This window comes from Paenibacillus sp. sptzw28, assembly GCF_019550795.1.
Taxonomy (GTDB): Bacteria; Bacillota; Bacilli; order Paenibacillales; family Paenibacillaceae; genus Paenibacillus_Z.
Genome location: NZ_CP080545.1, coordinates 4,666,194 through 4,682,609 on the forward strand (window position 1 = coordinate 4,666,194; position 16,416 = coordinate 4,682,609).

At 51.3% G+C, this 16,416-nt stretch carries 16 protein-coding genes and 1 other RNA gene; 6 read left to right on the forward strand and 11 right to left on the reverse strand.

What is annotated here, in order from left to right:
* Window positions 1–245: 245 nt before the first annotated feature.
* A complete protein-coding gene (gene ilvD / locus KZ483_RS21355) occupies window positions 246–1,931 on the forward strand; it encodes a dihydroxy-acid dehydratase (RefSeq protein ID WP_220349543.1) in 1,686 nt (561 codons plus the stop codon).
* A 107-nt stretch (window positions 1,932–2,038) separates the two neighbouring features.
* Here the strand turns inward: ilvD and KZ483_RS21360 are convergent, their stop codons facing one another.
* Entirely contained in the window at window positions 2,039–3,457 is a 1,419-nt protein-coding gene (locus KZ483_RS21360) for a polysaccharide deacetylase family protein (protein WP_220349544.1), read from the reverse strand.
* Between the two features lie 224 nt (window positions 3,458–3,681).
* On the opposite strand from KZ483_RS21360, the gene KZ483_RS21365 reads away from it, so the two are divergent.
* Window positions 3,682–4,794, forward strand: a complete 1,113-nt coding sequence (locus KZ483_RS21365; protein WP_220349545.1) for an AI-2E family transporter — start codon at window positions 3,682–3,684, stop codon at window positions 4,792–4,794.
* A gap of 133 nt (window positions 4,795–4,927) precedes the next feature.
* Here KZ483_RS21365 and KZ483_RS21370 read toward each other — a convergent pair whose 3' ends face one another.
* From KZ483_RS21370 to KZ483_RS21380, 3 genes are all read right to left on the reverse strand, one after another.
* Complete coding sequence (locus KZ483_RS21370; RefSeq protein ID WP_220349546.1) at window positions 4,928–6,772, reverse strand: peptidoglycan D,D-transpeptidase FtsI family protein; 1,845 nt, start codon at window positions 6,770–6,772, stop codon at window positions 4,928–4,930.
* Window positions 6,773–7,017: 245 nt separating this feature from the next.
* Complete coding sequence (locus KZ483_RS21375; RefSeq protein ID WP_220349547.1) at window positions 7,018–7,917, reverse strand: glutamate biosynthesis transcriptional regulator GltC; 900 nt, start codon at window positions 7,915–7,917, stop codon at window positions 7,018–7,020.
* Between the two features lie 32 nt (window positions 7,918–7,949).
* A complete protein-coding gene (locus KZ483_RS21380) occupies window positions 7,950–8,546 on the reverse strand; it encodes a rhomboid family intramembrane serine protease (protein ID WP_220349548.1) in 597 nt (198 codons plus the stop codon).
* Between the two features lie 98 nt (window positions 8,547–8,644).
* Between KZ483_RS21380 and tpx the strand changes: the two genes are divergently transcribed.
* The gene (tpx, locus tag KZ483_RS21385) at window positions 8,645–9,163 is read left to right on the forward strand and encodes a thiol peroxidase (RefSeq protein WP_220349549.1); all 519 of its coding nucleotides are present in this window, start codon (window positions 8,645–8,647) and stop codon (window positions 9,161–9,163) included.
* Between the two features lie 81 nt (window positions 9,164–9,244).
* Here tpx and KZ483_RS21390 read toward each other — a convergent pair whose 3' ends face one another.
* The 5 genes from KZ483_RS21390 to KZ483_RS21410 form a co-directional block, all read right to left on the reverse strand.
* Window positions 9,245–9,637 (reverse strand): DUF1499 domain-containing protein, encoded by a 393-nt coding sequence (locus KZ483_RS21390; RefSeq protein WP_220349550.1) that lies wholly within the window; start codon window positions 9,635–9,637, stop codon window positions 9,245–9,247.
* A 117-nt stretch (window positions 9,638–9,754) separates the two neighbouring features.
* A non-coding RNA gene (gene ssrS / locus KZ483_RS21395) (6S RNA) lies at window positions 9,755–9,938 on the reverse strand.
* A 48-nt stretch (window positions 9,939–9,986) separates the two neighbouring features.
* Complete coding sequence (locus KZ483_RS21400) at window positions 9,987–10,778, reverse strand: YesL family protein (protein ID WP_220349551.1); 792 nt, start codon at window positions 10,776–10,778, stop codon at window positions 9,987–9,989.
* A gap of 16 nt (window positions 10,779–10,794) precedes the next feature.
* Window positions 10,795–11,100, reverse strand: coding sequence for a hypothetical protein (locus KZ483_RS21405; protein ID WP_220349552.1), 306 nt, complete (start codon window positions 11,098–11,100; stop codon window positions 10,795–10,797).
* 4 nt (window positions 11,101–11,104) lie between these two features.
* Window positions 11,105–12,709, reverse strand: a complete 1,605-nt coding sequence (locus KZ483_RS21410) for a degradosome RNA helicase CshA (RefSeq protein WP_220349553.1) — start codon at window positions 12,707–12,709, stop codon at window positions 11,105–11,107.
* Window positions 12,710–12,888: 179 nt separating this feature from the next.
* On the opposite strand from KZ483_RS21410, the gene KZ483_RS21415 reads away from it, so the two are divergent.
* From KZ483_RS21415 to KZ483_RS21425, 3 genes are all read left to right on the forward strand, one after another.
* Window positions 12,889–13,713, forward strand: coding sequence for a YitT family protein (locus tag KZ483_RS21415; RefSeq protein WP_220349554.1), 825 nt, complete (start codon window positions 12,889–12,891; stop codon window positions 13,711–13,713).
* A 163-nt stretch (window positions 13,714–13,876) separates the two neighbouring features.
* Window positions 13,877–14,071 (forward strand): hypothetical protein, encoded by a 195-nt coding sequence (locus KZ483_RS21420; RefSeq protein WP_220349555.1) that lies wholly within the window; start codon window positions 13,877–13,879, stop codon window positions 14,069–14,071.
* 131 nt (window positions 14,072–14,202) lie between these two features.
* On the forward strand, window positions 14,203–15,417 hold the full coding sequence (locus KZ483_RS21425; RefSeq protein ID WP_220349556.1) for a putative glycoside hydrolase: 1,215 nt from the start codon (window positions 14,203–14,205) through the stop codon (window positions 15,415–15,417).
* Window positions 15,418–15,521: 104 nt separating this feature from the next.
* Here KZ483_RS21425 and KZ483_RS21430 read toward each other — a convergent pair whose 3' ends face one another.
* Entirely contained in the window at window positions 15,522–16,055 is a 534-nt protein-coding gene (locus KZ483_RS21430) for an NADPH-dependent FMN reductase (RefSeq protein ID WP_220349557.1), read from the reverse strand.
* An 82-nt stretch (window positions 16,056–16,137) separates the two neighbouring features.
* A complete protein-coding gene (locus KZ483_RS21435) occupies window positions 16,138–16,344 on the reverse strand; it encodes a DUF3906 family protein (protein WP_220349558.1) in 207 nt (68 codons plus the stop codon).
* Between the last annotated feature and the right edge of the window lie 72 nt (window positions 16,345–16,416).

The following is a 16,416-nucleotide window of genomic DNA, read 5'->3' on the forward strand; positions in this document are numbered from 1 at the left end:
AAATGATGCCGTGTCAGATTTAATGACATTAAATTTGAATGTTTGTGGCAGATTTTCTTTGCACAAATTTTCCCCCGTCTCTAGTATTCCCTAATTGCATCCCCGTTGGTATCGCTAGCCATCGGACACCCGTTGTGGTAGACTAAAAGGTATTGAAATTACGATGATGGGGCTTCCCATGCGGGTTTCCAGCCCGCCGGAGAACCGGGCAACAAGTACACAGAAAACTTTCAGGAGGGACTTGCATGTCGGCTAAAAAAATGCGTTCAGACATGATTAAAAGAGGCTTCGACCGCGCACCGCACCGCAGCTTGCTGCGCGCCGCCGGAGTGAAGGAAGAAGACTTCGGCAAACCGTTTATAGCAGTATGTAACTCTTATATTGATATTATTCCGGGACACGTTCATCTGCAGGAATTCGGAAAGCTTGTAAAAGAAGCGATCCGGGAAGCAGGAGGCGTTCCGTTCGAATTTAACACGATCGGCGTTGACGACGGGATAGCAATGGGCCATATCGGAATGCGCTACTCCCTTGCAAGCCGCGAAATTATAGCCGACTCGGTCGAGACGGTTGTTAATGCGCATTGGTTCGACGGGATGGTCTGTATTCCAAACTGCGACAAGATCACTCCCGGTATGATTATGGGCGCGCTGCGCGTCAACATACCGACGATGCTCGTAAGCGGCGGCCCTATGAAAGCGGGCAAAACGTCGGACGGCCGATCGATCTCGCTATCCAGCGTGTTCGAAGGCGTCGGCGCTTTTCAAGCGGGCAAAATCGATGAAGCCAGCTTGACTGAGCTTGAGCAGTACGGCTGTCCGACCTGCGGTTCCTGCTCCGGTATGTTTACGGCAAACTCGATGAACTGTCTCGCTGAAGGCCTCGGCCTGGCGCTTCCCGGCAACGGCACTATTCTCGCCGTGGCGCCCGAACGCAAAGAATTCGTCAAACAAGCTGCGCGCCAACTGATGAAGATCATTGAGCTGGACATCAAACCGCGGGATATCGTCACGATCGATGCAATCGACAATGCGTTTGCGCTCGATATGGCCATGGGCGGATCCACCAATACCGTTCTTCATACGCTGGCCATCGCGCACGAAGCCGGCATTGAATACCCGATCGAACGAATCAATGAAGTGGCAACACGCGTTCCTCACCTTGCCAAGATTGCGCCGGCTTCCGATTATCATATTGAAGACGTCCACAACGCCGGCGGCGTCAGCGCGATCATCAACGAGCTGTTTAAGAAAGAGGGCGCGCTGAAGGGCGATGTAATGACCGTAACCGGTAAAACGCTCCGCGAAAACGTCGCGGGATGCGAAATCCTGGACAAGGATGTCATCCACCCGCTCGACAATCCGCACAGCGAGCGCGGCGGCCTCGCGGTACTGTTCGGCAACCTGGCTCCAGGGGGATCGATTATCAAGGTCGGCGCGGTAGATAAATCCGTCGGCGGCTACTTGAAAGGACCGGCGATCTGCTTTGATTCTCAGGACGATGCTCTTGCGGGCATTGCAGGCGGCAAGATCAAGGAAGGCCATGTCGTCGTAATCCGCTACGAAGGTCCTAAGGGCGGTCCCGGTATGCCGGAAATGCTCGCACCTACATCGCAAATCGTCGGTATGGGGCTCGGCGCGAAGGTTGGACTTCTGACCGACGGCCGTTTCTCCGGCGCTTCCCGCGGAATCAGCATCGGGCACGTTTCACCCGAAGCAGCTGAAGGCGGTCCGATCGCTTTCGTCGAGGACGGGGATCTGATCGAACTCGATCTTAACAACCGAACGATGAACCTGCTGATCAGCGACGAGGAATTCGCCCGCCGCAGAGCCAATTGGAAGGGCTTTGAACCGAAGATTAAAACCGGCTATCTGGCCCGTTACTCCCACCTGGTTACAAATGCCAGCACAGGCGGCGTCATGAAGATCTAACTGCAGGAATTGAACAACGCCCGAGGTGCGACAAGCGGAAGCTGTCAGCCTTCGGGCGTTTTTTCGTTCCTTCCGCAAAAAAACAGCCAACGAAAAAATGCCGCTGGTCAGGAAGTAAATTCCCCGGCGGCATTTCTGTTCTCATAGGCTGCATGCGTTATAGCTGTATGACCGGCCTGCTGAAGGTTTTCATCATAATCGGCGGCAGTGGTCCAATCCCGTTTCGGAAAGTTTCCGGAGCCGTAACGATGCCAGAATTCATCCATCGACATCGCGATAATTCGGGGCGACAGCTTACCTCCCTGCTCCTTAACCCTTTTCTTGCCTGAAGGATGAAGAGTGCGTAGGAGCAGCTTTAAGTATAATCGTGCCATTTTGTCGAAAAAGCCTTGGGGCATCTCCAGTACGCTGAATCCGAACTGTTCCGCACCCCTGTTAATCATGCTGATGCCGTACAAACCGCGTACCCGCTGAAATTCTTCCTGTGCACCGGCAATGCGGTCGGCCAGCTGCGGCATCGCTTTCTCCACTTCCCGAATAAGCCGAATGGCAACGTGCATCATCGAACGCGATTCCGTCATCATTTTAAACAGCATGCCGTTGTCGAAATGCAGCTCGATTACGTGATCCTTGTCCTCGATCGTCTGTCCGTCCGACAGCTCAAGCGTCTTCCCCCTATAGGGAACGACTCTGATGTTGAAGATGGAATCAGCCCCTCCGGACTTCACTCTGAACAGAACATGAAAGAGCCGCTCCCAACCCATCCAGCATGCGACCGTAATCCGTTTCACCAGCCCCAGCGAGCGGCGAAGCGATTTATTATGGTCGGTTATGGCAATCATTTCGGTAATATTCACGAACTGGATTCCCCGCCGGGCGCCCTCTTGGAGAAAAGGCTCGAGCGCTTCGAGCATATTTGCCGGCGCATCGCTGTCCGCGCCGAAGGTCGAGCCGCAGTCGTGCAGAAGCAGCACTTCTCCGGGACGAAGCTTCTTCATCAGACGCTTCTGCAGCCGCTTTACGCCGACTCTTTTCCGCCAATCGCCGAACAGCGTCGACCATAAAATAATTTGCAGGTAACCAAGATTGGAGAAATCGAACAAATTGACTATACCCCAAGGGGGCCGGTAATAGGCCGAACGAATACCGGTTGCCCGCTTGATGATTTCTGAAGTGCGGTGTATTTGCCGCTTCACTGTAGCGGGACGCATCAACCAATTGGACTTGTGCAAATAGTTATGAATTCCGATCACATGTCCCTCTTCATGCATTCTTTGAAGAAGCTCCGGGTGTCGCTCCGCATGGACGCCAACGACGAAGAATGTCGCTTTTGCGTTGTAGCGCTTTAACAAGTCAAGGAGCAGCGGGGTATATATCGGATCCGGGCCGTCGTCGAAAGTTAAAGCGATTTCTTTATCGGCTCGCCCCCGTTTAAAAACACGAAAGCCGAATGTTCGGCTGATAAGACCAGGAAGGAATGCGTAAAATGTTAGAATATAAAAGCCCCATAGCACGAAGTTCTCCATGTCTCGATTCCCCACCACCCTAGTTTCGATCCCCTGCCAGCATTGGTAGACGGAGCATTAATGATACCTCCCCATATTGTAACATATTGGCGGTAAAAACGGCTATGATTGTTGTCGGCTATTATGCCCGCCGGATTGTGGTGAAAGTAAAGTTAGGAAACCCTTCAAATTTATAGTACAATCGTGATGGATAGTAAGATACATACGAGAAAAGGAGTAAGAAGATGCTTTCCTTTTACCGAAAATATTGGCGGACGGCTTTTGACATCGCATTAATCGTTCTCACCGTCTACTTGATAATGTTTGCTTTCAGCTATATGTACCGCATCGCGACGCCGATCTTTTTATCATTTCTCATCTTCATGCTCATCGAACCGCCAACCAGGTGGATGACCCGTCTTGGTATGAAAAGATCGATCGCGGCCGGAATTTCCGTCATCGTCTTCACACTGGTCCTCATCGGCACATTCGTGGGAGCCGGCTACATCATGACGACGCAGATAACCGGACTGGCCGAGAAGCTTCCATATTATCAACAGCTATTTATCGAGCAGTTCCAGAAAAATTCGGCGCAGCTGCACAATCGGATGGAAGCCCTGCCGCCCGGCGTATTGGAGAAAGTCAACGAAGTAGTAAGCTACATAACGGAATGGGGTCAAGGAGTTGCCGCAGCGTTTCTGCGGGCGTTGGGAGGGTACCTTAAGTCGGTCTCCGCGTTTATTTTCAACTTTGCCATCGGTATCATTTTGGCCTACTTTCTAAGCCTGGAAATATCGGAATGGAAGAAGACGGCGCACGAAAAAACGCCCAAGACGTTCAAGAACGCGTTCTACTTTCTCCGCGATAACGTTTTTTCCGGCATTGCGGCTTATTTAAAGGCACAGGGGAAGCTTATTTCGATCACCTTCGCAGTCATCTTTTTATCGCTTTTGGCGCTTGGTGTGGGCAACGCCTTCTCAATCGCGCTTCTGTCCGCCGTCTTCGATGTCCTTCCCCTGCTTGGGGTTGGCACCGTATTTATTCCGTGGATTATTTACCTGTTCATCGTGGGACAGACATCGCTCGCCATCTGGCTGACCGCATTATTCCTCGTAGTAGTCCTGACCCGGCAGATACTCGAACCGAAGATAACGGGAGACACACTCGGCGTATCGGCCTTTACGATGCTGGCATTTATGATCATATCGCTTTCTCTTTTCGGGGTTGCCGGGGTTATCTTGTCGCCCATCTTGATGATTCTGCTCAAAGCCTTATACGACCAACGCTACTTGCACCGCTGGATACGCCCGCCCAAAGGCGAATTCGATCAGCACAACGAACCTTCGCGCACCACATAGTCCCAAGCACTCAATAAGGAAGCCTCCATACCCACTGCGCAAAGTGAGGTTGGAGGCTTCTTTTGTCCTACGTTTCGTTTTCCGCAGCCGGGTGTGGGGTACAATCTCTATTTCGTCCGGGTTGGCGTCCGCGCTACGAACGCAGGTCTTTGCCGCGCTCCTTTACATGGGAAGCTAGTAAATCCATCACACCGCGAAACAGCGCCGTCGCTTTGTTGGGGGTGCCCGGCGTACGGTTAAGGGCCAGCACCGCGACGGTGTATCGCGGAGACCGGATAGGGCCGAAGCCCGCAAACCATTGATTGTTCCGCGCAGCGCCGGCTCTCACGGTCTCTGCGGTACCGGATTTGCCTGCAACCTCCCAGGTGCCTTCATGGATCGAACGCCCTGTACCAGTCTTAACAACAGCCTCCATACCCCGGAGCAGTGTCCTTGCTGTAGTTGGTGCGATACTCCCGTAGCGCGAAGGTGTGTAGAGACGAGGCAGTGCGGCCATGCGTTGGCCGCCCGCGTAACGGATCTCACTGACCAGGCGCGGCTCCATTACACGGCCGTCATGCAGCAGCGTCAGAATTAAATTCGCCGCCTGCAGGGGCGACATCGTTACATCGCGCTGGCCGATTCCTGTTTGCGCCAGCTGCCCTCCGTCTCTGCGGACTGGAAACGTGTCGAACAACCTTCCGGCTTCCTCTTCCTCCAGTAGGCGGAGCGGATGTCCCAGCGGCTTGAAGGGCTTGTTATCGCTCCATCCGACCTTCCGGGCAATCCCGAGTTTATCTGCAGTGACCGCAAGCTGCTCAGCCGAAAGTCTCTCTGCAATCGTGGCGAATGCCACATTGCAAGACTTTGCTAATGCTTCGTTCAGCGTTACGCGGCCATGCCCTCCCTCCTTCCAGCAGTGCAGGCCGTATCGCCCATAGTCGCCGTTACACTCGAACGGTTCCCGCTCTTCGGTCAGCCTTGCTTCCAGCGCGGCGGCCGCCGTTACAAGCTTAAAGACGGAGCCCGGCGTCACCGCTCTTATAGCGTGATTGGCCTGGTCGGTACCGGCCGCGCCCAGCGATGAAGCAGCCATTCTCGGACGGGATACCATCGCGGCGATATCGCCGGTATAAGCATCCAGCACGACTACGGCTCCTTCGCGAAGCCCGTGATCGTCCACATAATTCTCAATCGCATTTTGAATCGGCAAATCCAGAGTGGTAACGATTTGCAGCGGATAGTAGGGGTTGTGTGGTCCGGTTAAGCGCATATCGAGCCCATTGAGCGGCTTATCCGAGCCATCTGTAAAATAAGACACCGAGGTCGGACCGCTTCCTCTCAGCAGCCGGTCGAGTGAACGCTCGAGTCCCGCACCTCCGATCAAATCGTGCAGATGCATTTTCCGTGCAGCGAGCTCCCTGCCATACATCTTGCGCAGCAGCTCCGGATGCTGGCTGACATAGCCAATAACATGCTTGGTATCGAAGGATGACGGATACCTGTTCCGATACGGGAGCACTCTTACCCCGCTCACGCGCAGCGTTCCGATCATGCCAAGCTGCCGCTCGGTGAGCTTATGCGGTATAAGCTCGCCGTCTGCATGCCAGAACGCAGGCGCATGCAGCTCTCTCATCCAGCGCTCAAGCTTATCGGCTTTAACGCCAAGGGCGGCGGCAAGCTTGGCAAAGTCCAACGTGCTCGCTCCGCGAGCCTCCGCCTGCACAGGAAACACGGCCAACGCTTTGTAGGTATCGCCGGTTAGAGCAAGACCGCTGCGGTCGACAAAATCGCCGCGGCCGGTATCAAGCACGAGAGCACGTTCGCGCTGCGCGACCGCTTCCCTCTTCCAATTGACACTCCTGCTGGCGGCCGGCGCCGCAGGCATAAGCTGCAGCCACGCCAACCGCGCCATTATGAGCGCAAGCACGGCGCTCATGCCGATCATAACGACAAATACACGCCGGTTCCTCCCCAATCGACGTTGTTTCCCGTTCATTTTGGATTCTCCTAAGCGCTTTACGGAGTAAAGCGCATCTTCGTAAGCTTTAACTTAACGCTTTACGGAGTAAAGCGCATCTTCGTAAGCTTTAACTTAGCGCTTTACGGAGTAAAGCGCATCTTCGTAAACATAATTATTCCCATTATCCCCCATCCCTTCGCGTTTCATCCCCAATACCACGGCTTGACGAAACCATGAAAAAAGCCCTCTCACTGATCAGCCGTAAGAGGACTCTTAAACATTTATTTACAATCCTTGCACCCGAAATATTCAAGCAGAAATTTTTGAAAAGCCTTTGCTACGAGCGGCAGCTTCTCATTCGATCGATAAATAAGGCCGATAGTGCGCGTAACCTTCGGTGACCGTACTCTGACCTTTGCCGGCTGCAAAAGGCCTGATGTATAGAGTGCCATCTCCGGAAGCAGACTGACCCCCATACCGGCGGCTACCAGCCCCCTGATCGTATCGGTCTCCTCGCCCTCAAAGCCTATATTCGGGGTAAATCCCGCTTCAAGGCAAGCGTCCCAAACGATCGGCCGTAGGGAGTAGCCGGGACTGAACATCACGAACGTCTCATCCTTCAGCTGAATCAAATCGATCGCCTCTTCCTCAGCCAAAGGATGGCCCGGCGGCAGAATCGCATAAAGTTCCTCGGTCAGCACTGTTTCTCCCTTTACATGCTCATGCTGCTCCGGACAGGGCGAGACGAACGAAAGATCGACGTCGCCTTTAATCACGTCACGAATGAGTGAAGGGTACATCCCCTGCTTGAATCGAAATTTGACGTTCGGATACTTTTTGCGGAATGCCGATACAACCTCCGGAATAAGCGAAAAGCCGAGGCTGTGCGGAAACCCCAGGCGAATTTCCCCCTTTTCGGGATCGAGAAATTCGTGGACCTCCACAACCGCCCGTTCCAAATCGGCCAAAATCACCTCCGCGCGTTTCAGGAAAAGCGATCCGACAGCAGTAAGCTGCAAATTGCGCCCTTTCTGCAGGAAAAGCTTAGCTCCAAGCTCCTCTTCAAGCTGATGAATCTGCCGGCTTACCGCCGACTGCGCCACATGCATCTCTTCAGCCGCCTGCGTCACATGCTCTTTTTTGGCTACCTTCACAAAATAGTACAGCTGCCGAAGCTCCATGACTTCCCCTCTTCTTCTCTAGTGTGAGTAATTTATCGGTAACGGTTTCGCTTCATCGTTAAATACCAATCAAATGCATAAGCGAACACAAAGCCTGCGAATAATCCTCCAATATGGGCCCAAATGCCGATATTCTGAGCAAAAAACGAATAAATGAAACCGAAAATCAAGATCATATAAACCGTCTTGCGCGATGATTCGTCAAGGGTCTTTTTCATCAGAGCCAGATACAGATATGCGCCGTACACTCCATATATCGCACCGGAAGCGCCGGCACCCGCTGTTTGACTCTCAGCAATCGCGCTGAACAAATTTCCGACAATACCGCACCCCAGATAAAACAACGCGTAGCGGAAGTGCCCGAGCATCCTCTCCAAGGGCGGAGCGAAAATAAGAATCGCGAACATATTAAATAACAGATGCTGCAACCCCAGATGGAGAAAAACAGCGGTCACATAGCGCCAAGGTTCATGCAGCGAGTAAGAACTATAGAAAATACCGAGGTCCAACAAGTAGTGGTTCGTTAGCAGATCGGTCCCAAACACTAGGATATTGAGCGCTATAATCGCCGCCGTCACCGGATAAAGCCGCAAATAGCTTCGAAAGCTTTCATATCTTAAAAAAATCATAATATTCCCCTCTAACGTGTAAATTGGACAATGGCAATTCATTATGATTATAATAAATTTGATATAGAGTATACAATTTCAAAGGAGGACGTTAACAAATGGCTCAAGAACGTACAGGCGTTGCAACGCTTAAAGGCAATCCAATCTCGCTGATCGGACCCGAATTGAAGAAAGGTGATAAAGCACCTGATTTCCAACTGAACAAATCGCTGGTGGATGTCGTTTCTTTGAAAGACTTCGCAGGTAAAGTGAAATTAATCAGCGTCGTACCTTCGATCGATACCGGCGTTTGCGATGCACAAACCCGCCGTTTCAACGAAGAAGCCGGCAAACTTGGCGAGAACGTGGTTATACTGACCGTGAGCGTAGACCTTCCTTTTGCTCAGGCACGCTGGTGCGGTGCCGCCGGTGTCGATAAAGTCGTCATGCTGTCGGATTACAAGAACAATAACTTTGGCCAAGCTTACGGCGTCCTCATAAAGGATCTTCATCTTGATATGCGCAGCATCTTTGTCATCGATGCCAATGATACCATCCAATACGTGGAGGTTCTGGGCGAAATGACGGAACACCCGAACTATGAGAACGCTCTTAATGCGGTAAAAGAGCTCGTATAGCTTACATATGCGCAGGCGCGAACGATGCGTCCGTTAATAACAAAAGCGAGAGAAGGGCTCCCCTTCCTCGCTTTTTTGTCATTATGCTCCGGATGTTTTGTAAGCCGAAAGCTTCTTGTCGAGGGTCCGGTAAATATCAAGAATAACCCGGTAATTCGATCCGAGGTCGCCGAATGAGCCGCGCGATGCGGAGTAGATATCGACGGCCGACGTTACCGGATTAACGTTAATAACTGAAACAGTAATATCCATCGTACGACCGGTCACCGTTCGTCTCTCCAGAACGATTTCCCCGACGGAGTGCACTTCATGCAGCACCTTGTAGCCTTGCATTTTTTTTAGTGTGGAGACGACTTCTTCCCACGCCTTTTCCTTGGACAGCTTGTAATAATGGGATTTAAGCAATGGATCTTTCGCTTTATCGCCAGTCAATTCATGACTGCGCAGCAACCCTATTAGGGTTCGCTTCAACAAAGGTGATCTCCCCCTCCGACTTCTATATACGCCAATTGTGCTTTCTGACCATTTAAGAAATATCATAGCATAGTTCACACAATAAAAAAAAGGGGTTGCCCCCTTTTCGTGTTTTGAAGAAAACCCGCCTATGCCGTCCGGCCCGCTTGTTTCTGAACCCGCTCTCGCAGGTGGGTGTCCGCAGAAACGCTTTTGAGATCCCCTTTCGAGGGCGTGTCAGCTGCGTTCCAATATAGGTCTCCCGTGAAACAGCCATTGGTTCAAAACAACGTGAAGCCGTAACGAGCAAAAGCAGGATGTACAATTATTATAGACGTATTTGTTGTAAAAGTAAACGCGTCGTCCAAACCTATTTATGTGCTGCTTGCCCTTCATCGTTATCCTTTTTCACTTCTTCGTTCAAATTCATCAGTTCCGCTTCAGCTTGCGTAGCTGCAGCTTTTTCCGCCTGAAGCTGGAGCTTCATATAGATCTGATAGAAGCCCCAGAACGAAATCACGGCTACGACACTGCCAGTAAAGAACGGAACGAGAAACATCAATTTGGCGGAACTGAAGCTGATGTATACGACGAGACCGCACATAACAGCAGTGGATAAAGAACGGAACGGCCGGCCGATTGTGAGCAGAACCGCATTTTTAAGCAGCTGGAACGTCTTCATATGGTAATGAACGACCATTGAGAAGAAATTAAACAGCGACACTGCAAGAAGCGCCATGATTGCAATAAATAAGTAGGAGATAAGCTGAAACGACTTGAGCTCCCGCAAATAAACCTGAAAATCGACGATAAGAATAGTGAACAGAATAACATACAATATTCCGCCGACCATGCTCTGTACATAGCTTTCCTTATAATTCCGGAAAAATGTTCGCAGCAGGGGTGCATCCACTTCCCCCATCACCCATTTGCGCGCGACGCCGAACATAGCCGCCGTAGCCGGAAAAAGCGTGAACGGAGCAATGATGCTTGACAAGATAAGGCTGCTCAATAACTGGTCGGTCGATTGAGCGACGATGACCGGAAATATTAAAAAGATAAACGGTATCGAACAAATGATCCAAAGCACATTCGTTACCGATAGCCGCATAATCCATTCGGAGATTTTATAAAGCCCGCCCATTAAACCTCTCATTTCCATGACTTCCCGAATCCTCCTAAGGCGTTTCGAAGAAACGCTGCATCGTAAGCATAACCTTGGCGTTTCGAAGAAACGCTGCATCGTAAGCATAACCTTGGCGTTTCGAAGAAACGCTGCATCGTAAGCATAACCTTGGCGTTTCGAAGAAACGCTGCATCGTAAGCATAACCTTGGCGTTTCCAAAGAAAACGCAAGCGATTTCATTATGTTCTACTATAATACAGGTTGGCCCGATTAGCCAACGTTCATTATCAAAATTTCGCAAATTAAAAAACCGGGGCAATCCGTCCGATTGCTCGGCTATACGGATAGCCCCGGTCATTCACTTAACTGTTGCGGAAATCATCCTGGCGCGAACGGCGTGCTTCGCCGCGGCCCTCTCCACGTCCCTTGCCTTGACCGTCGCGGTCACGATCGCGGTTATAACCGCCGCCGCCTGTGCCTGTGCCGCTACCGCCACTGCTGCTTCTTCCGTAACCGCCGCCGCGGCTGTCTCCGCTCCGGCCGTCACCGCGTCCGCGCGGGCCGCTGCCCGAGCGGTTGCCGCCGCCAAAAGGTCCGCCGGAAAAACGACGACCGCTTGTACGAATATCCGGTTTCCGCTTTTTCGCCCGGATCGGATCTTCAGGAGTCAGTTCAATACTGATATCCTTCTTCTCACCGGTAATAAGCTTAATCGCTGCAGCAAGCAGATTCACCGAATCGTACTGCTCCAGCAATTGAATGGCGATACCTTTAAATTCATTAATGGCATCGTTCTGAACAAACTCGAGAAGACGTTCAGCCGTTACGCGCTGCTTGCCTTCAATTGCTTCCGCAATGCTTGGCAGAGGCTTCTTCGCGATTTTGTGGCGCGTTACCTTCTCGATAAAATGCATATGGTCGATTTCTCGCGGGGTTACGAACGACCATGCCGTTCCTTCTTTACCTGCACGGCCTGTCCGGCCGATCCGGTGAACATAGCTTTCGGGATCCTGCGGCAGGTCGAAATTGATTACGTGCGTTACGCCGGATACGTCAAGACCGCGGGCCGCGACGTCTGTAGCAACAAGCACATCGATGCTGCCATCGCGGAATTTCCGCATGACGTTATCACGTTGATTCTGCGACAGGTCGCCGTGCAAGCCGTCCGCCGAGTAACCGCGCTTCTGCAGAGCTTCGCTCAGCTCGTCGACACGGCGTTTCGTACGTCCGAAAATAATCGCAAGGTCCGGTGATTCCATATCAAGCAGACGGCTCAGCGCGTCAAACTTCTGACGCTCATGAACTTCGATGTATGCCTGGTCGATCAGCGGCGCACTTACTTGCTTCGGAATGACGGAAACATGCTCAGGGTTTTTCAAAAACTGCTGTGCGAGTCTCTGAATGTTAGGCGGCATCGTAGCCGAGAACAGCATTGTATGCCTGTCATCAGGCACGAGCGACAGTATCGAAGTAATGTCTTCCATGAAGCCCATGTCGAGCATTTCGTCCGCTTCGTCTAGTACCACCGTTTTAACATCGTCAAGTCGGATCGTCTTACGGTTTATATGGTCGAGCAACCGTCCCGGCGTTCCGATAATGATTTGCGGCTTCTTTTTCAAAGCGCGAATTTGTCTTCCGATCTCCTGTCCGCCGTAAATCGGCAATGAACGAAGACCTTTGTAACGGGTAAGCTTTCCGATCTCTTCCGAAACTTGAATGGCAAGCTCGCGGGTCGGGGTCATAATTAGTGCGACGATACGCTCTTCGGTGACCGGAATCTTATTGACAAGCGGGATTCCGAAGGCGGCCGTTTTGCCCGTTCCCGTCTGAGCTTGACCGATCAAATCGGTACCGGTCAGCGCAATTGGAATGGACTTTGATTGGATTGGGGTTGATTCCTCGAATCCAAGTTCAGTGATGGCTTGCAACACTTTGGGTTCCAAGCCGAATTCAGCAAATGTTTTCAAACTTTTTCAATCTCCTTCTATCTGCATCCTACAGAAAATATACAGTTCATTATAGCACAACAACCTTGACGAATACCAGTAAACGTAAACTACGCATACTATTACCCTATCCATGGAGCGGGCAAACGCTCGTCCTGTCCGGATATAACCGCTTAATACAAGCCGAGGTGAACATTGTCATGAGAAGGACCCGAACGGTAATAATAATGCTGATCAGCTCGCTCCTGATTGCTTTCGGCTTCAATCAACTGCTTATTCCCCACAGAATGATCAGCGGCGGGCTGGCCGGCATCACCATGATCGCCGGCTATGCAACCGGTCTGAATATAGGCTGGCTTTATTTCCTGTTGAATATTCCTATCCTTTTGTGGGGCTTGCGCGAGCTTGGCGTGCGTTTTGTCGGCTGGAGCATATTCTCTGTTTTGACCACAACCGTCGCCATGCAGGTCATTCCCGTGCATCCGTTCGTAAACGATCTGATGCTTGGCGCGGTGTTCGGCGGAGTCATTGTAGGATTCGGCAGCGGAATTTCTCTTCGGGAAGGCGCTTCATCCGGGGGAGTAGATATTGTCGCAAGCATTGTCACCAGAAAAAGGGAGATTTCCATCGGCATGCTGATCTTCGTGATCAATGGCAGCATAATAGCCGCGCTCGGATTTATGACGGCGAACTGGGATATCGCGCTTTTCTCGCTGCTTTCGATCTTCACCACCGGCAAAATGATCGATCTGATTCACATCCGTTATGTCAAAGTAACGGCTTTCATTGTCACAAACCGGACTGACGCACTCCGCCAGGCCCTGCTCCCGCTTAAGCGCGGAATTACCGTCATCCGGACCCGCGGGGGTTACACCGACGCGGAAAGGGACATGCTCATGACGGTCACTACCCGTTTCGAGCTTGCCGAGCTGCGCAATATTATTTTAAAAACGGATCCGAACGCCTTTGTGAACATTGTCGAAACAGTTGGGATCATGGGAGATTTTCGCCGTCCTACAGTATAAACCTTTACCCTCGCCGCGGGCCTTCGCATGCCCGGCAAATATGGAATTTTCAGCATGTCACTAGGTTTTTTCAGTTTCTGCTGTTATAATAAAACTATCCCGCAGATTTAGGTTTCATGCCATACGCTTTTTGCCCTCCATTACGATGAAAGGGTGATGCTTCATGGATATGGAAACAGTCAAACTGTTGATGATTGTGGAAAAGCTGGTCCCAGAGCTAGTGCCTTTTCTCACGGAGCGGGAATTGAACTTGAATATCGTGCTTCGGGATGGACTGGCATTGCTGGAACCGGGAGATGCGATGGAGATTGTGCAGCACAGCATTTGTGAATATCAAAGAGAAGTGCTCTTGCACTAAGAAAGGCGAGCGGGAACGTACAAGCGTTCCCGCTCTTTTTTTGTTTATTTATTAAAAAGGGGAAAAATACTCTGTGCGTTGCATAAAATCTGCATTATAATTTGAATACAGAAGCAGCGGGGGAGTAAAAAATGGACGTCATATTATCCGTAATGTTGTTATTATTGCAGGTTTTCAACGGCGGCGGGGTGCACGCAGGACAAGAAAGCGCTTCAGCAAGCAAGATGCTAAGTTCGTTATTTCTGGCACCGATAATGCACGGCTCAGGTATACCGGTTCCCGGGCCGACCGCGCCGGAAACCCCGAATCGGGAAGGAGCCGGGACTTCATCGGTCAAGTACGACCCTCAGCCGGACGCGCCTAAGATTAAAGGAATCTACGTAACCGCACACAGTGCGGGAGGCTCGCGGATGGAATCGCTGTTAAAGCTTTTGGATGATACCGATTTGAATGGAATGGTTATCGATTTGAAGGACGACAACGGCTATATCACTTTTCCGACGGACAATGCCGAGCTTCTCAAGCTTGGTACGCCGCAGAAATATATTCGCGACATTAAGGGTTTAATGGAACGGCTCAAGAAGCACGATGTCTACCCTATCGGCCGGGTAGTCGTCTTTAAAGACACTGTGCTGGCCCGCAAACATCCCGAGCTGTCGTTCCGCCGCAAGGATGGTTCGATCTGGGAGAACGGCAAGAAGGACAGCTTTGTGAACCCGTACCGAAAAGAGGTGTGGGATTACAACATTGCCGTCGCTAAAGAAGCGGTAAAGCTCGGTTTTAAAGAAATTCAGTTCGATTATGTGCGTTTCCCGGAGGGTTTCGAGAAGAAAGCGGACTCACTTGTGTACGACAAAACCAAAGAAAGCCGCGTCGACACCGTGGCGGAGTTCGTCAAATATGCGAAATCCCAGCTGGAGCCTCTCGGCGCACGCGTATCGGTCGATATATTCGGCTACGCCGCATCCGTGCCTGCGGCCGAGGGAATCGGTCAGGATTTCGTGAAAATTTCCAAGCATGTCGATATTATCTGCCCGATGGTGTATCCAAGCCATTACAGCACCGATTGGTTCAAACTGAAGGATCCGGATAAAAACCCGTACGAAACAATTAAAGGCTCCATGATCGATACGCATAAGAAGCTTGATCCGATCGGCTCTTACAAGCCGGTAATCCGGCCCTGGATTCAAGATTTCACCGCGAGCTGGCTGGGAAAGGGGCATTATATCAAATATGGCGCGAGCGAGGTTCAAGCCCAAATCAAGGCGCTTCACGACACGGGTATAGATGAATTTCTGCTTTGGAATGCAGGGAATAAGTATTCGGCCGGCGTCAATTATAAATAATGCATCAGCTATTATTCTTATAGTTCAAGTAAAAACGCCCTGCGCAGCTGGTTCGACAGTTTTGCTGTCTTACGGCTATGCAGGGCGTTCTTTGTTGACGCGTGCTAACCTTGCAGCTTCGCCGCCATTTCCAAGAAATAATTAAGCGTTCGTGTAACGCGAAGCCGAACGTCCTGTCCGGCCGGCTCGCCATTCTCGGCAAACTCGCGCTGCGCACCGCCGACAGAAATCCACTCCGGGCAGTTGATTCCATGCACGTTACGGACAATGGTCTGCAAATGCTGCAGCGAGCTGACGCCCACAGGGCCTCCCGCAGCGCTGACCGATAAAACCGCTTTGCCGTCAAAGTGGTCAAATCCCAGGTAATCAAGCGCGTTTTTGAGTACGCCGGAAACACTTCCATGGTACTCCGGCGTGGAGAGGACGATCGCATCCGCTTCAAGCACTGCTTCACTCATTGCAGCCACTTCAGCGTGTAATTCAGTGTCGTCGGGCGAATAAAGCGGAAGGCGCCGCTCATATAAATCGATAAAGGATACCTGGTGTCCCTTCTCTTCGATAAGCTTCATCAAGTATTGACTGACTCTGGTGCTTGCTGCTCCTGCGCGGTTGCTGCCCGTAATGATTGCAATATGCATTCTCCCTATTCTCTCCTTCCATAACTTTACATACATGGTAGTCTGTTTTGTTATGTTAGTCAATGCTATTTACTTCGCTTGATTATTCATTGTGCGCGATGAAGTAGCCGGTTCCCGGCTCCGGCCGCTTCTTTTCCACAACGGCAACTGATTTCAATACCGGCATTTTTATATAATGGCGGGCGACATGGCTCTCCACCAAGGAAAATGCCTGTTCGTCGGTTTGCGCAAGCAGAATAAGATGCGCAGAGTTACCTTCCATTTCAATCTCGATTTTATATAGGAACATGCGCGTCAGCTCTCCTTTTGCAAAATTAAAGCCTTATACCGGTGAATGCAAATTCGTCTTCTAGCGCCGGTA

Excerpts from the sequence above, each read along its gene's own strand:
- KZ483_RS21380 (WP_220349548.1), bottom strand. The coding sequence starts at position 8,546 with ATGATTTTTTTAAGATATGAAAGCTTTCGAAGCTATTTGCGGCTTTAT.
- KZ483_RS21420 (WP_220349555.1), top strand. The coding sequence starts at position 13,877 with ATGGATATGGAAACAGTCAAACTGTTGATGATTGTGGAAAAGCTGGTC.
- KZ483_RS21415 (WP_220349554.1), top strand. The coding sequence starts at position 12,889 with ATGAGAAGGACCCGAACGGTAATAATAATGCTGATCAGCTCGCTCCTG.
- KZ483_RS21430 (WP_220349557.1), bottom strand. The coding sequence starts at position 16,055 with ATGCATATTGCAATCATTACGGGCAGCAACCGCGCAGGAGCAGCAAGC.
- tpx (WP_220349549.1), top strand. The coding sequence starts at position 8,645 with ATGGCTCAAGAACGTACAGGCGTTGCAACGCTTAAAGGCAATCCAATC.
- KZ483_RS21375 (WP_220349547.1), bottom strand. The coding sequence starts at position 7,917 with ATGGAGCTTCGGCAGCTGTACTATTTTGTGAAGGTAGCCAAAAAAGAG.
- KZ483_RS21435 (WP_220349558.1), bottom strand. The coding sequence starts at position 16,344 with ATGTTCCTATATAAAATCGAGATTGAAATGGAAGGTAACTCTGCGCAT.
- KZ483_RS21365 (WP_220349545.1), top strand. The coding sequence starts at position 3,682 with ATGCTTTCCTTTTACCGAAAATATTGGCGGACGGCTTTTGACATCGCA.
- KZ483_RS21425 (WP_220349556.1), top strand. The coding sequence starts at position 14,203 with ATGGACGTCATATTATCCGTAATGTTGTTATTATTGCAGGTTTTCAAC.
- KZ483_RS21400 (WP_220349551.1), bottom strand. The coding sequence starts at position 10,778 with ATGGAAATGAGAGGTTTAATGGGCGGGCTTTATAAAATCTCCGAATGG.
- KZ483_RS21370 (WP_220349546.1), bottom strand. The coding sequence starts at position 6,772 with ATGAACGGGAAACAACGTCGATTGGGGAGGAACCGGCGTGTATTTGTC.
- KZ483_RS21405 (WP_220349552.1), bottom strand. The coding sequence starts at position 11,100 with ATGACCGGGGCTATCCGTATAGCCGAGCAATCGGACGGATTGCCCCGG.
- KZ483_RS21360 (WP_220349544.1), bottom strand. The coding sequence starts at position 3,457 with ATGGAGAACTTCGTGCTATGGGGCTTTTATATTCTAACATTTTACGCA.
- ilvD (WP_220349543.1), top strand. The coding sequence starts at position 246 with ATGTCGGCTAAAAAAATGCGTTCAGACATGATTAAAAGAGGCTTCGAC.